The organism is Stenotrophomonas sp. YJH_SMC_110 (assembly GCF_059369255.1).
Genome location: NZ_JCAFSM010000001.1, coordinates 898,232 through 911,511, shown reverse-complemented (window position 1 = coordinate 911,511; position 13,280 = coordinate 898,232). Strand labels below are relative to the sequence as shown.

Annotated in this window: 12 protein-coding genes; 2 read left to right on the top strand and 10 right to left on the bottom strand. The window is 68.0% G+C overall.

Going from position 1 to position 13,280, the window contains the following annotated elements; genetic code table 11:
* Positions 1-28 precede the first annotated feature (28 nt).
* Both AC5P6H_RS04090 and hrpB read right to left on the bottom strand, forming a co-directional pair.
* Positions 29-403 carry a hypothetical protein gene (locus AC5P6H_RS04090; RefSeq protein WP_014648816.1) on the bottom strand — a complete coding sequence of 125 codons (375 nt, stop codon included), beginning with the start codon at positions 401-403 and terminating at the stop codon, positions 29-31.
* Between the two features lie 200 nt (positions 404-603).
* Entirely contained in the window at positions 604-3,108 is a 2,505-nt protein-coding gene (hrpB, locus tag AC5P6H_RS04085; protein WP_197576162.1) for an ATP-dependent helicase HrpB, read from the bottom strand.
* 67 nt (positions 3,109-3,175) lie between these two features.
* Here hrpB and AC5P6H_RS04080 point away from each other — a divergent pair, with 67 nt between their 5' ends.
* A complete protein-coding gene (locus tag AC5P6H_RS04080; protein ID WP_046433165.1) occupies positions 3,176-3,973 on the top strand; it encodes a TatD family hydrolase in 798 nt (265 codons plus the stop codon).
* Positions 3,974-4,028: 55 nt separating this feature from the next.
* On the opposite strand, the gene AC5P6H_RS04075 is transcribed toward AC5P6H_RS04080, so the two are convergent.
* The 5 genes from AC5P6H_RS04075 to AC5P6H_RS04055 form a co-directional block, all read right to left on the bottom strand.
* The gene (locus tag AC5P6H_RS04075; protein ID WP_262093735.1) at positions 4,029-4,838 is read right to left on the bottom strand and encodes a Rossmann-fold NAD(P)-binding domain-containing protein; all 810 of its coding nucleotides are present in this window, start codon (positions 4,836-4,838) and stop codon (positions 4,029-4,031) included.
* A gap of 71 nt (positions 4,839-4,909) precedes the next feature.
* Positions 4,910-5,848 (bottom strand): 2-dehydropantoate 2-reductase, encoded by a 939-nt coding sequence (gene panE / locus AC5P6H_RS04070; protein ID WP_046433139.1) that lies wholly within the window; start codon positions 5,846-5,848, stop codon positions 4,910-4,912.
* Between the two features lie 187 nt (positions 5,849-6,035).
* Positions 6,036-6,803 carry a hypothetical protein gene (locus AC5P6H_RS04065; RefSeq protein WP_049442051.1) on the bottom strand — a complete coding sequence of 256 codons (768 nt, stop codon included), beginning with the start codon at positions 6,801-6,803 and terminating at the stop codon, positions 6,036-6,038.
* Positions 6,804-7,152: 349 nt separating this feature from the next.
* Positions 7,153-7,944 (bottom strand): ABC transporter permease, encoded by a 792-nt coding sequence (locus AC5P6H_RS04060; RefSeq protein WP_014038898.1) that lies wholly within the window; start codon positions 7,942-7,944, stop codon positions 7,153-7,155.
* Positions 7,941-8,909 (bottom strand): ABC transporter ATP-binding protein, encoded by a 969-nt coding sequence (locus AC5P6H_RS04055; protein ID WP_005411567.1) that lies wholly within the window; start codon positions 8,907-8,909, stop codon positions 7,941-7,943. The genes AC5P6H_RS04060 and AC5P6H_RS04055 overlap by 4 nt, the downstream gene beginning before the upstream one ends.
* Before the next feature lie 84 nt (positions 8,910-8,993).
* On the opposite strand from AC5P6H_RS04055, the gene AC5P6H_RS04050 reads away from it, so the two are divergent.
* On the top strand, positions 8,994-9,743 hold the full coding sequence (locus tag AC5P6H_RS04050; protein ID WP_014648809.1) for a ferredoxin--NADP reductase: 750 nt from the start codon (positions 8,994-8,996) through the stop codon (positions 9,741-9,743).
* Positions 9,744-9,932: 189 nt separating this feature from the next.
* Here AC5P6H_RS04050 and AC5P6H_RS04045 read toward each other — a convergent pair whose 3' ends face one another.
* From AC5P6H_RS04045 to AC5P6H_RS04035, 3 genes are all read right to left on the bottom strand, one after another.
* The gene (locus tag AC5P6H_RS04045) at positions 9,933-11,102 is read right to left on the bottom strand and encodes a lytic polysaccharide monooxygenase (RefSeq protein WP_014648808.1); all 1,170 of its coding nucleotides are present in this window, start codon (positions 11,100-11,102) and stop codon (positions 9,933-9,935) included.
* A 181-nt stretch (positions 11,103-11,283) separates the two neighbouring features.
* Positions 11,284-12,453 (bottom strand): lytic polysaccharide monooxygenase, encoded by a 1,170-nt coding sequence (locus AC5P6H_RS04040; RefSeq protein ID WP_046433117.1) that lies wholly within the window; start codon positions 12,451-12,453, stop codon positions 11,284-11,286.
* 191 nt (positions 12,454-12,644) lie between these two features.
* A complete protein-coding gene (locus tag AC5P6H_RS04035) occupies positions 12,645-13,172 on the bottom strand; it encodes a DUF1203 domain-containing protein (RefSeq protein WP_041863955.1) in 528 nt (175 codons plus the stop codon).
* Between the last annotated feature and the right edge of the window lie 108 nt (positions 13,173-13,280).

The following is a 13,280-nucleotide window of genomic DNA, read 5'->3' as shown; positions in this document are numbered from 1 at the left end:
CTGCGGAAGGGCTCTGACCCGGGCAGCTTCACGCGTCGCTGCCGATATCGCTGTGCTCGTCCACCACGGTGTCGTTGCGACGGTCGCGTGCGTGGATGCGCTGCGCCTGCCCATTCACCACGTGGCCATTGGCAGCCTTCTTCTTCTGCTGCTTGCGGTACAGCGCATAGCCGAGCAGGCCGACGCCGACGGCAGCCGCGGCAATGGTCACGGCCGGGTTGCGGCGGGCGAACTTGGTGGCGACCTTGCCGCCGGTCTTCACTGCGCCGAGGGCGGCGCCGGTCTTGATCCAGTCCGCGTTGCGCAGGCTGCCACCGGCGCTCTTCAGGCCATCGCCGGCGGTGTGGGCCAGCTCCAGGGCGCGCTCCAGAGCGCGGTCGGTGATTACGGTCAGCTTGCTCATGCGGGGGTCCTTTGCCTCGGGTCGAAGTCCAGTGTCGCGTGTTGCCCGTAAACGGTATGTCAGTCGGGGACGCACGTGGTGTGACTTTACCGCAGCCATTCAGGATCAGGCAGGCTCCGCACCCGGTAGTGCCGGTCGCTGGCCGGCAATGCTCTCCGCCTGGTGCCAGGGGGCTGTCGGCCAGCGGCCGGCACTATCAATCAGGTTCCGCGCGGCTTGGCCCGGTGCGTGGCCGTCGCCGTCCACGGATCATCCGGCCATGGGTGGCGCGGGTAACGGCCCTTCATCTCCTTTTTCACTTCGGCGTAGGTGCTTTCCCAGAAGTTGCGCAGATCCTGGGTGACCTGCAGCGGGCGGCCGCCGGGGGAGAGCAGGTGCAGGGTCAGCGGCACGCGGCCATCGGCGATGCGCGGCGTGTCGGCCAGGCCGAACAGTTCCTGCAGCTTCACCGCCAGCACCGGCGGCAGCGGATCGCCGCTCTCGCTGTCCAGCGCATAGGTGATCGGCCGCTCCAGTCCGGACGGCACGGTGATGCGGGTCGGCGCATGACGCTCGACCAACTGCCGTTGTGACCACTCCAGTGGCGATTTCAGCGCCTCGCCGAAGCTGGATTCATCCAGCGCATCCAGTCGCGTCCTGCCGGCGAACGCGGGCTGCAGCCATTGCGCGCGCGTGGCCAGCAGGGCATCGTCGCTGCAGTCGGGCAGGCCGAGCTCGGGCATCCAGCGCCGCAGCGATTCCACCCGTGCCTGCCACTGGCGCAGGCCCTCGGTCCACGGCAGCGCCTGCAGGCCGAGCTCGGCCACCGCATCGGTCAGCGCCTGCGCGGCGTGCTGCGGATCGACCCGGCCGGCCGAGCGGCTGTCCAGCACGATCCGGTCGAAACGGGTCTCGCGCAGCGCCACCAGGGCGCGTCGCTCGCTCTCCCAGCGCACCACGTCTTCGGTGACGAAGCGCTCCGGCCATGCCTTGCGCAGCTGGCCTTCATCCACCGGTGCGGCACGCAGCAGCAGCGCATCGCGCGCCTCGAAGCGCAGTTCGCTGGCCACCAGCCACGGCTCACCGCGCAGGTCACTCAGTTCGTGCAGGCGCGCGCTGCGGCCATTGGCCAGCAGGTAGCGCAGCGGATCGCCGGGATGCTGGAAACCGATCCGGTCGGGAAAGGCGTGTGCAAGCAGATCGCCCAGTTCGTGCGCCTCGATGCTGGCCGGCGGCGTAGCCTCGCAGCGCAGGCGGCGACGCCACTGCTTGGCGGCGGCATCAATGGCGGCCAGCCCGCTGCGGTTGGCATCGCCCGGCGCGCGGCCAGTGCGGAACGCGGCCAGTGCGCGCCAGCGGGCCGCCAGCGCGTCACCGCCCTGGCGCAGCGGGTCGCGCGCTTCCAGCAGGGCGGCCAGATCGGCGGCCAGCGCCTGCGCGCGGGCATCGGGCGCTGCCAGCAGCATCGCCGCCATCCGCGGGTGCGTACCCAGCGCCAGTACACGGCGCCCGAGTGCGGTGATCGCGCCCGAGTCCGACAGTGCACCCAGGCGTTGCAGCAGTTCGCGCGCCGCACCCATCGGGCCGGCTGGTGGCGGGTCGAGGAAGCGCAGGTCGCTGCTGCCCCACGCGGCCAGTTCCAGCGCCAGTCCGGCCAGTTCCACCTGGTCGATCTCCGCGCGGCGCTGCGGCTCCAGCCGCTGCGACTGCGGCCACAGCCGCCAGGCCACGCCCTCGGCCACGCGACCGGCACGGCCCGCGCGCTGGTCGGCCGACGCCTGCGCGATGGCCACCACGTCCAGCCGGGTGAAGCCGCTGTTGGGGTCGTAGCGCGGCTCGCGCGCCTGGCCGCTGTCGATCACCACGCGCACGCCGGGCAGGGTCACCGACGACTCGGCCACGTTGGTCGCCAGCACCACGCGACGGCGGCCATCGCTGGCGGCCTGCAACACGCGCGCCTGTTGTTCGACCGGCAGCTCGCCATGCAGCGCCAGCACCTCGACGTTGCCATCGAGTGACTCCTGCAGGCCGGCCTGGACGCGCGCGATCTCGCGCTGGCCGGGCAGGAACACCAGCAGGTCACCGGGGTGCTCGGCCAGTGCCTGCTGCACCGCGCGGCGCACCTGCAGTTCCAGGGCTTCATCGCGGCGCGCCGGGAAGTGGCTGATCGCCACCGGATAACTGCGGCCCTCGCTGCTCAGCCGCGGCGCATCGAGGAAGCGTGCCAGCCGCTCGCCGTCCAGCGTGGCCGACATCACCACCAGGCGCAGGTCGTCGCGCAGCTGCGCCTGCACGTCCAGCGCCAGCGCCAGGCCCAGATCCCCACTGAGATGGCGCTCGTGGAATTCATCGAACAGGATCGCGCCGACGGTTTCCAGCATCGGGTCGTCCTGCAGCATCCGGGTCAGGATGCCCTCGGTGACCACCTCGATGCGGGTGCGCGCGGATACCTTGTTCTCGAAGCGGATGCGGTAGCCGACCGTGCCGCCGACCTCCTCACCCAGCTGCCGTGCCATGAACAGCGCCGCGCTGCGCGCGGCGACCCGGCGTGGTTCCAGCAGAATGATCTTGCGGCCCTGCAGCCACGGCGCGTCGAGCAGCGCCAGCGGCACCTGGGTGGTCTTGCCGGCACCGGGCGGGGCCTCCAGCACCAGCCGTGGTTGCACGGCCAGCTGCTGCTGGATCTGCGGCAGCAGCGGGGAAATCGGGAAGAGCGGGGCGTTCATATGCAAAGGATAAGGGGCCACGGCAGGCGCAGGTACAATGCGCGGGCACTTTTCCCCCGCGATGACCATGCACCTGATCGATATCGGCGCCAACCTGACCCACGACTCCTTCGACCGCGACCGCGATGCCGTGCTGGACCGCGCGCGCCAGGCCGGCGTGGTGCAGATGGTCATCACCGGTGCCAGCCGCGAGCACTCGCCACTGGCCCTGCAGTTGGCCCAGCAGCACCCCGGCTTCCTGTACGCCACCGCCGGCGTGCACCCGCACCACGCGGTGGAATACACCGAGGAATGCGATGCCGAAATGCGCGCGCTGCATGCCCACCCGGAAGTAGTGGCGGTGGGGGAGTGCGGGCTGGACTACTTCCGCGATTTCTCGCCGCGCCCGGCCCAGCACCGCGCGTTCGAGCGCCAGCTGCAGCTGGCCGCGGACAATGGCAAGCCCCTGTTCCTGCACCAGCGCGATGCGCATGCCGATTTCATGGCACAGATGAAGAACTTCGAAGGCCGCATCGGCCCGGCGGTGGTGCATTGCTTCACCGGTGAGCGTGACGAGCTGTTCGACTACCTGGACCAGGACTGGTACATCGGCATCACCGGCTGGCTGTGCGACGAGCGCCGTGGCGCGCACCTGCGCGAACTGGTGAAGAACATCCCGGCCAACCGCCTGATGATCGAGACCGACGCACCGTACCTGCTGCCGCGCACGCTGAAGCCGATGCCGAAGGACCGCCGCAACGAACCGATGTTTCTCTCGCACATCGTGGAAGAACTGGCGCGTGACCGTGGCGAGGACGTGGCAGTTACCGCCGCGAATGCAACGGCCGCGACGCGTACGTTCTTCCGCCTGCCCGGCGCAGGTTGATGGTAGTGCCGGCCGCTGGCCGGCAACACGGTTGATTGCCGGCCAGCGGCCGGCACTACCGGAGCAGGTCGCGCAGGCCCTCACGGTAGCTGGGGAACCGCGGCGCCCACGCCAGTGCTTCACGCGTGCCACGGCTGTCGATGCGCTTGTTGCTCTGGTAGAAGCGTCGCAGGGTCGGGCTGAGTGCAGGGTCGTCCCATGCCACGGCAGGTGGCATCGCAAACCCGCCCAGCTGCGCGGCGAAGGCCAGTACCTCCTGCGGCGGTGCCGGCTCGTCATCGGCCGGCAGATACAGGCCATCCACGCACGGCCGCTGCATCGACGCGATAACGACCGTCACCAGGTCATCCACGTGCAGCCGGTTGAATAGCAGCCCGGGACGCACTACGTGGCGGGCACGTCCCTGCGCCAGCTGCAGCAGCGCATTGCGCCCCGGCCCGTACAGGCCGGGCAGGCGGAACACTGCCGATGCGATGCCGCGTTCTCCTGCAAGCGCACGCCATTGCGCTTCGGCCCGCAGGCGCTGCACGCCGGCTGCTTCAGTGGCATCGGCTGCGCTGCGCTCGTCGACCCAGCCGCCGGCGCGGTCGGCATACACCGAGGTGGACGACAGATAGCCCACCCAGCGCAATGCCGGGCTGGCCCGCAGCGCGGGCAACAGCAGGCGCAGTGCAGGATCGCCATCGGCGTCGGGTGGCACACTGCACAGTACGGCCTCGGCCTGCGCGATCTCATCGAGCAGGGCGGGCGATGGCGTGGCATCGGCACCCAGCGGATGGCGACGCAGACCATCGCGTGGTGCCGATGCGGGATCGCGTACCGTGCCGGCGACGTGTGCGCCCAATGCCTGCAGATGTCGGGCCATCGCACCGCCACTCCAGCCCAGCCCGAGGATCAGCACCCGCGAGGGCGATGCACTGGCGGCGGAGATGATGCTCACGCGCCGCGCAGTGCCTGGTAGGCCTGCAGGCTGCTGTAGGCGACCTGCAGCAGCAGGGCTTCCTGGTCGGCCTTGCGCGCGCGGGCCAGCATGTCGCCGACGATCTGTTCGGCCTCCACCTGTTGGCCGGCTTCCAGGTCACGCAGCATCGATGCCTTCAGTGCCGAGCCGGCCTGGGTCAGGGTGTCGCGGGCGGTGTCCTGCGCGGCCACGGGAACCGGTTCACCGGCGGCTTCGGCCACGGCCAGGCATTCGTCGTACAGGCCGCGCACGATCGCCTCGCCATCATCGGTGGCAACGATGGTGCCGATGTCGGCGCGCAGCAGGCAGGTCGCCGCCGCCAGCGCGGTAAGGAAGGTGTACTTGATCCATTGTTCCTGGCCGATGTGTTCGCTGGCCAGGTGATCAAGATGGGCCTGCGCGCAGACCGCAGCGAAGGCGCGCACGCGCGCCGAGGCCGCGCCGCTGTCGCGCTCGCCGAAGGTGAGCTTGGCCGGTTTGCCCAGGTGCAGCACCGCACCGTCGGGGGCCTTGGTGGCGCTGATGAAGCACAGGCCACCAAGCACGGCGTCGCGGCCGAAGCGCGCGTCCAGTGCGTTGTAGTGATGCAGGCCGTTGAGGATCGGCAGCACGGTGGTGCCTGCGCCCACGGCCGGGGCAATGGCGTCGATCGAGCTGTCCAGGTCGTAGGCCTTGCAGCTGAGGATGACCAGGTCGAACGGCTTCTGCGCGGCCAATGCGGGCAGTGCATCAGCGGTGACATGCTGCACGGGGAAGCTGGCATCGCCGAGCGGGCTGCGGATGACCAGGCCGTCGCGATCCAGCTGGGCGGCGCGCGCGGGGCGCACGAGGAAGGTCACGTCCACACCGGCCTGGGCCAGGCGACCACCGAAGTAACCGCCGGTACCGCCGGCGCCGAGGATCAGGATGCGCATTGCACGTTCACCGTGTTCTGGGGAATCAGGATTTCGATTGTGCCGGAGATCGCGGCCAACGGCGGTGCCACTCGTGGTGGTTCGCGGAAAGCACGGTTCAGTGGGGTTGGCCGGGTGCGGCCACCACGGAAGACAGATCAGGAGCGGAAGCGGGCCGCTCGCTGCGCGAGCGCGTGTAGAACCGCGCTCAGGGCAGCTGTTCGCTGAAGCCTTCGGTGTATCCCAATAGAAGCGTGGTGCGGGAGGACAGCGTTGCAGCCAGTTGTGACCAGGTGTCGTGCGTTCCGGCAGCGTAGACGCGCTGCAGGTCCGCGACCAGAGCGTCCGCTTCCGCAGGCGACGGCGCGCTGTCACGCTGGAAGCCCAGCCACGATGCGCCAAGCCCGAACAGGCGGTAGTCGTAATGCTCTTGCAGGTGCCGGATCAGGGCGTGGTTCTGGAAGATGTTCCAGTCCGCGCTGAAGTAGCCGTTGGGCAGGGCGGCGATCAGCAGGTCGTCACGATCCACGGGCACCTGTTGCACGTAGACCACCTCGTCGACGATGAGATCCGGTGCGGCATTGGCCGCGACCAATGCCTCGATGTCCGCGTCATTGCACATCAGCGTGCCCGCCAGCGTGCTCCATTCCAGCCGATGCGTCGAATGCTCAAGCTGCGCGACCACATGCGCCAGCAACCGCCCGCGTGCCGCCAACGCATCGTCGGGGGTTGCCGGGTCTTCGTTCTCGTAGAGCGCGATGCGCGCGTCGTCTGACGCGTGCATGCTGGTGTAGCGGCACTGGCCGGCATCATCGAGCGTGCACAGGTAGCGATACCGGGGATCAGCCGCGTGCCGCGAGGCCAGGTATTCCAGCACCTCATCCAGCGTGGGTGAATCGCCCAGCAACGCATGGCTGAAGGCATCGATGGGGCCGTCCGACACGGCTTTGTCCAGCGCAATGGAAGTGATCTTCATCGCCACAGCCTAGCTGCAATCCCGAACGAGAAAAGCGGAACATCGGCTTTGCCGTGAAAGCTCCATCCACGCATGGCGTCGATCCATCGTGTCGACCAAGGTCGACACCTACCAGCAGCAGCGGAGAACGACATCCCGGCAGATCGCCGGAATTTGTCGAAGGCGGGGTGGGTCCGATTGCGGGGGTGTCCGCGGCATGGATGCCGCGGCCAAGCCCCCAGGGATGGGTTTACGGCGTCCCCCGCAATCGGACCCACCCCGCCATCCCCCGGATAGTCAGCTTTTGCCGTTGCCGTTGAAGTTGACGTTGATTCGGCGGGTGCAGGGCCGCAGGCCCTGCAGGCCACCCTTAGCTGCGCATGCCCACGCCACGGCGCAGCAGCCACAACGCCAGCGCCGTCAGCGCCACCACGAAGCCGATCATCAACCCATAGGCCACCGGCAGCGGCACATCGCTGCTGCCCAGCAGGCCATAGCGGAACGCATTGACCATGTAGAAGATCGGGTTCGCGTGCGTGGCCGCTTCGGCCCAGCCCGGCAGCAGCTTCACCGAATAGAACACGCCACCCAGGTAGGTCAGCGGGGTCAGGATGAAGGTCGGCACGATCGCCACGTCGTCGAACTTCTTCGCATACACCGCATTGATGAAACCGGCCAGCGAGAAGATCGTCGCGCCCAGGATCACCGTGGTCAGCATCACCAGCGGGTGCGGAATGCGCACCGGGGTGAAGAACATCGCGATGATCAGCACGATCACGCCCACCATCAGGCCGCGCAGCACGGCGCCGGCCACGTAGCCCCACAGGATCACCCAGTTCGGCATCGGGCTGACCAGCAGCTCTTCCACGTGGCGGCCGAACTTGGCACCGAAGAACGAGGAACTGATGTTGCCGTAGCTGTTCTGGATCACGCTCATCATCACCAGGCCCGGCACGATGAACTGCATGTACGTGTAGCCGCCCATGTCACCCACGCGCGACCCGATCAGGTTGCCGAAGATCAGGAAGTACAGGGTCATGGTGATCGCCGGCGGCACCAGGGTCTGGCCCCAGATGCGCATGATGCGGGCGACTTCGCGGCGCACGATGGTCATCAGTGCGATGCGGTTGCGCTGGCCGTCGGTCAGCTCGGTGGTGCTCATGCAGGCTTCTCCAGGTTGCCGGTGAGGCGCACGAACAGCTCCTCCAGGCGGTTGCTCTTGGTACGCATCGAACGCACGCGGATACCGGCCTCGTTGAGCGTGGCGAACACGCGGTTGAGGTCCATTGCGCGCGGCATGTCGATGTCCAGCGTGTGCGGGTCCGGCGCGGTCAGGGTCGCGCCCTCGATCACCGGCAGCTGCGCCGGCAGGTCACCGTCGATGTCCAGCAGGAAGCCCTCCACGTCCAGCTTGGCCAGCAGGGTGCGCATCGGCCCCTGCTCGACGATCTGGCCATGGTTGATGATCGCCAGGTGGCGGCACAGGTACTCGGCTTCTTCCAGATAGTGCGTGGTGAGGATGATCGTGGTGCCGGCAGCGTTGATCTCCTTCAGCACGCGCCACATGTCGCGGCGGATCTCGATGTCCACGCCGGCGGTCGGCTCATCCAGGATCAGCAGGCGTGGGCGGGTCATCATTGCGCGGGCGATCATCAGCCGGCGCTTCATGCCGCCGGACAGCGTGCGGCTCATCACCTGCGCCTTTTCCCACAGGTGGGCCCGCTTCAGTTCCTCTTCGGCGCGCTGCTCCGCTTCCTCGCGCGGCACGCCGTAGAAGCCGGCGTAGTTCACCAGGATGTCGAAGGGCTTTTCGAACAGGTTGAAGTTGATTTCCTGCGGCACCAGCCCGATCAGGCGCATGGTGGCGCTGCGGTTGCGCACCAGGTCGCTGCCGAACACCTCCACCTGGCCCTCGCTGAGGTTGACCAGGGAGCTGATGATGCCGATCAGGGTCGACTTGCCGGCACCGTTGGGGCCCAGCAGGGCGAAGAAGTCGCCCGGGGCCACTTCCAGGGAAACCCCCTTCAGGGCCTGGGTGCCGTTGTCGTAGGTCTTGCGCAGGTCGCGCACGCGCAGGGCGGGCGCCGTATCGTTCTGGGATGCCAAGCTCGAAGCCTTCGCGCCCATGGGCTGGCGCTGGAGAGGGGCGGGGAGGGGCTATTATAGAAGACCCCGAGGGCTTGCCCCGGCTACACACTGTCCCGAAAAGTCGTGCCTGTTCAATTCCCCCTCAAGCTGGTCGGCCGCCGCATGCTGGCCCCGACCGTCGGCCACTACCAGTTCGTGCGTGACGATGGGCAGCCGCTGGATTTCCAGCCCGGCCAGTTCATCCAGGTCCATTTCAGCTACGCCGATGGCACCGAAACCAAGCGCAGCTACTCGCTGGCGACCATTCACGACCACGCACTGGGCCCGGGCGAGGCGGTGGATATCGCGGTCAGCTTCGTGCCCGGTGGCGCCGCCACCGCGCTGTTCGAGGCGCTGGAGCACGGCGGCCAGATCAGTGCATCCGGCCCCTACGGCCGCTTCTGCCTGAATCCCGGTGACCACAATGCCCGCTACCTGCTGATCGCCACCGGTACCGGCGTTACCCCGTACCGCTCGATGCTGCCGCTGCTGGAAAAGGCCATGGCCGAACGTGGTGCGCAGATCGTGCTGCTGCAGGGCGCGCGCAGCCCGGGCGAGCTGCTGTACAGCGAGGATTTCTACAGCTTCGCCGAAAAACACCCGAACTTCCGCTATGTTCCATGCCTGTCGCGCGAACTGCCCGCCGATCCGCATCCGGACGTGCAGCACGGTTACGTGCAGCAGGCGCTGGCCGGTTTCACGCCGGACCCGGCCACGGACATCGCCTACCTGTGCGGCAACCCGGACATGGTCGATGCCTGCGCCGAGCTGCTGAAGGCCGCCGGCCTGGGCAACCCGCAGATCCGCCGCGAGAAGTACGTCAGCAGCAAGTAAGTCCGGCTGGTGCCGGCCGCTGGCCGGCAACCCCACGAACCTGGTAGTGCCGGCCGCTGGCCGGCAACCCCACGAACCCCGGTAGTACCGGCCGCTGGCCGGCAACCGCATGAACCCCGGTAGTGCCGGCCGCTGACCGGCAACCCTGGAAACCGGAGGCGACCCCACGCCGCCCCCGGTGCCCTGCCTTCAGTACTCGATCCAGGCATCACGCCAGGCAGAGCCGGTACCCGGGCGGTAGGCCTCTGCATTGATGTTGCACCAGGCGCCTTCCGGGAACGGGCGGCAGGCATACAGCTTGCCGTCGGTGCCCTTCACCACGGTCTGGCCCGGCGTGTAGCTGCCGATACCCGCGGGGTATACGAAGTCGTAGTCGTCAGCCGGCGGCGGATCGATCGGATCGACCGGATCCGGCACGCGGGTATCGAGCTGGAACAGGTGGCCTGGCTTCAGATAGACGCGGTTCCCGGTAGCCGAGGCGACGGGCGTGATCACGCCGTTCTTCATCACCCCCACGCGCGCCTGCTGCGCAGTGCCATTGACCTTGTGGGCCAGTGCCAGCGGCCACTGGTTCGCAGCGGTCTGGCCGGCGGCAAGGGTGATCTGCGGGCTTTCCAGATCGTTGCCCTGGGCGTTGAAGACCCGCAGGGTCAGGATGGTGCCCACGTCCAGCGCACCACGGGCAGTGACCGGACCCGCGTCCTGCCACTGCGGCGGCGGGGTCACACCACCGCCCCCCTCGAAGCGCACGTCTGCGCAGGTATAGAACGCCTCGCCCGAATCCGAGCGCTGCCAGGTGTTGTAGATGATGTGCTGGCCGCTGCGCTTGGGTAGCGGGCAGTCCAGCTTGTAGACGTCACCGGAGACCGGCACGTTGCCCAGCGTGCAGAATTCCTGCAGGTCGGCCCAGCGCAGCGGGCTGCCCGGTTGCCAGCCATCGCGGGTGACATAGAACTTCCACTCGCGGGTGGCATGCGGGGCCGGCGCCTTGAACTCGAACGTGTAGCGGCCACGGGCGTCGGCTCGGATCGGCGAGGTCTCCCAGTCACTGCGGTTCAGATCCAGGCCGCGGTATTTGCTGTTGCCGCCGCTGCACAACTCGCCATCGGGCACGACGGCCTGGTGGTTGCCATGGGCCTCGGCCTGGTTGATCCCGGCCCAGTCATAGAACGGTTGCGCACCACCGATGGCCTTGGCGGCAGCGCAGGCGGGGTTGGTCGGATTTTCGGGATTGCCCTGGTAACAGGCATAGACACGGCTGGCGGGTTTGGACAGGGTGCCGTGGGCGAACGCGCTGCCAGAGGTGGCAATGCCTGCGATCACAGACAGCGCGATGACGGTCCGGTGTGACAGATGCATGGAGATCTCCTGTGGGTGGTGAAACCCCGCGAAGTCTCGACATCCCGCCCGCCCGCATCCATCGGATTACGTTCAAAAAAGCATCGCGTGGTTGCATATGGGAACGGCTTCCCACTCACACGCTGGCGCGTCTCACGCTATGCAGGGAACGGCGCTCTGCCACCGTTCCCTGTACCCGGTCTCAGTATGCAATCCATGCATCGCGCCAGGCCGCACCCACACCCGGCCGGTACGCCTCGGCGTTGACGTTGCACCATGCACCTTCCGGGAACGGGCGGCAGGCGTACAGCTTGCCGTCGCTGCCCTTCACCACGGTCTGGCCCGGCACATAGCTGCCGATGCCCGCCGGGTACACGTGGTCGAAATCACCGCCCGGTGACGGTGTACCCGGGTCGGGCACCTGGGTATCGAGCTGGAAGCGGTTGCCGTCCTTCAGGTACACGCGGTTGTCGGTGGCCGAGGCGGTCGGCGTGATCACGCCATTGGCAAGCACGCCCACGCGCGCGTGCTGGGCACTGGCATTGACCTTGCGGGCGAGCACCAACGGCCACTGCGCGGGTGCGGTCTGGCCGCTGGCCAGGGTGGCCTCCACACGTTCGACGTCATTGCCGTTGGCGTTGAACACGCGCAGCGCCAGCGTCGTGCCAACCGGCAGCTCACTGCGTGCGGTGACCGGGCCGGCGTCCTGCCATTGCGGTGCCGGTGCGGTCCCTCCGCCTCCCTGGAAGCGCACGTCCATGCAGGTATAGAACGCCTCGGTCGAATCCGAGCGCTGCCAGGTGTTGTAGATCACATGCTGGCCGGTGCGCTGCGGCAACGTGCACTGAAGCTTGTAGGTGCCGTCGGCCGACAGCGGCGTATTGCCCAGCGTGCAGAACTCCTGCAGGTCGGCCCAGCGCAGCGGGCTTCCCGGCTGCCAGCCTTCGCGGGTGACGAAGAAGCGCCAGTCGCGCGTGGCGTGTGGTGCGGTCGCCTTGAACACGAAAGTGAACTTGCCATTGGCATCGGCCTGGATCGGCGTGGTCTGCCAGTCACTGCGGTTCACGTCCAGGCCGCGGAAGGTCGGGTTGTTGCCGCTGCACAGCTTCCCGTCGGGCACCACGGCCTGATGGTTGCCGTTGGCGTTGGCCTGGTTGATGCCGTTCCAGTCGTAGAACGCCTGTGAACCGCCAATCGCTTTTGCAGCGGCGCAGGCCGGGTTGGTCGGGTTCTCGGGATTGCCCTGGAAGCAGGCATAGACGCGGCTGACCGGCGTGGTCATCGTGCCGTGGGCGAACGCGCTGCCGGCCAGGCACAGGCCCGCAGCGGCGAACGAGGTGGCCAGCAACAGCGGTGTGGATCGTAATGACATGGCGCATCCTTGTGGTCGTCGAAAGGGAACGGTGACCGCAGGAGCTGCGCTGCGCGGCGGACTTTCGGCGGCACCACGGCGAGTATCGAGCCGCACTGCAGGGGACGGAACCATCGCAGTGCCGATCCGTGACTGCGCATGTGAAGCCCTTCCCGCAGGCTTCACGCAGGGCTGAACGGATGCGCTGGACGTCACGTGACCGGCGTGGCATCGATCACGTCATGGAGATCACGCGACGCAGTCCCGGTACCCACCCGATCTGCCTGGCACGAGAAACAGCCATGCGCCGCGTTGTGCAGCTGCACGAACGCCACCGACGGGTCGGCAAACAGTGCATCCAGGTGGTCGGCCACCTCGGTGCCCGCGCAGACCTGGGCACCGCACATCAGCGCGGCGTGGTCATAGGCACGCATCGAGATCATCCGGCGCTGCACATACGGGGGCACCTCGCCCGGCGGCAGGACGCAACGGGTCACGCCGCGCTGCACGAAGATCGGGCCGGCGGCGCGGTACGGCGAATGCAGCGGCAGGTGGACGTGGGACAGCAGGAGCAGCTCGCTGCCAGGCGCGGGGTCGCTCAGGCTGATCCGGCAGGGATGTCCGCCGTTGGCGCCGGCCCAGCGACGCTGGATGCCGAGCGTGGCGAGCGCGCTGTCGCTCATCTCGAACAGGTGCAGGAAAGGGCGGTGGTCGATGCCGCCGAGGTACCACGCGTGCATGGGCGTCTCCTTGGGTTTTCCGCGGATTGTGCGCATGCGCCGGTCGCCGTGCTCGCCGTTTTCAGACCCCGCATCGCCGTCGGGCCGGAACACTGGCCCTTGGGGTGC

Coding starts and splice junctions, on each gene's coding strand:
- AC5P6H_RS04035 (WP_041863955.1), bottom strand. CDS start 13,172: ATGCACGCGTGGTACCTCGGCGGCATCGACCACCGCCCTTTCCTGCAC.
- AC5P6H_RS04065 (WP_049442051.1), bottom strand. CDS start 6,803: ATGAAGATCACTTCCATTGCGCTGGACAAAGCCGTGTCGGACGGCCCC.
- AC5P6H_RS04060 (WP_014038898.1), bottom strand. CDS start 7,944: ATGAGCACCACCGAGCTGACCGACGGCCAGCGCAACCGCATCGCACTG.
- AC5P6H_RS04075 (WP_262093735.1), bottom strand. CDS start 4,838: ATGGCCCGACATCTGCAGGCATTGGGCGCACACGTCGCCGGCACGGTA.
- AC5P6H_RS04080 (WP_046433165.1), top strand. CDS start 3,176: ATGCACCTGATCGATATCGGCGCCAACCTGACCCACGACTCCTTCGAC.
- AC5P6H_RS04055 (WP_005411567.1), bottom strand. CDS start 8,909: ATGGGCGCGAAGGCTTCGAGCTTGGCATCCCAGAACGATACGGCGCCC.
- AC5P6H_RS04045 (WP_014648808.1), bottom strand. CDS start 11,102: ATGCATCTGTCACACCGGACCGTCATCGCGCTGTCTGTGATCGCAGGC.
- panE (WP_046433139.1), bottom strand. CDS start 5,848: ATGCGCATCCTGATCCTCGGCGCCGGCGGTACCGGCGGTTACTTCGGT.
- AC5P6H_RS04090 (WP_014648816.1), bottom strand. CDS start 403: ATGAGCAAGCTGACCGTAATCACCGACCGCGCTCTGGAGCGCGCCCTG.
- hrpB (WP_197576162.1), bottom strand. CDS start 3,108: ATGAACGCCCCGCTCTTCCCGATTTCCCCGCTGCTGCCGCAGATCCAG.
- AC5P6H_RS04040 (WP_046433117.1), bottom strand. CDS start 12,453: ATGTCATTACGATCCACACCGCTGTTGCTGGCCACCTCGTTCGCCGCT.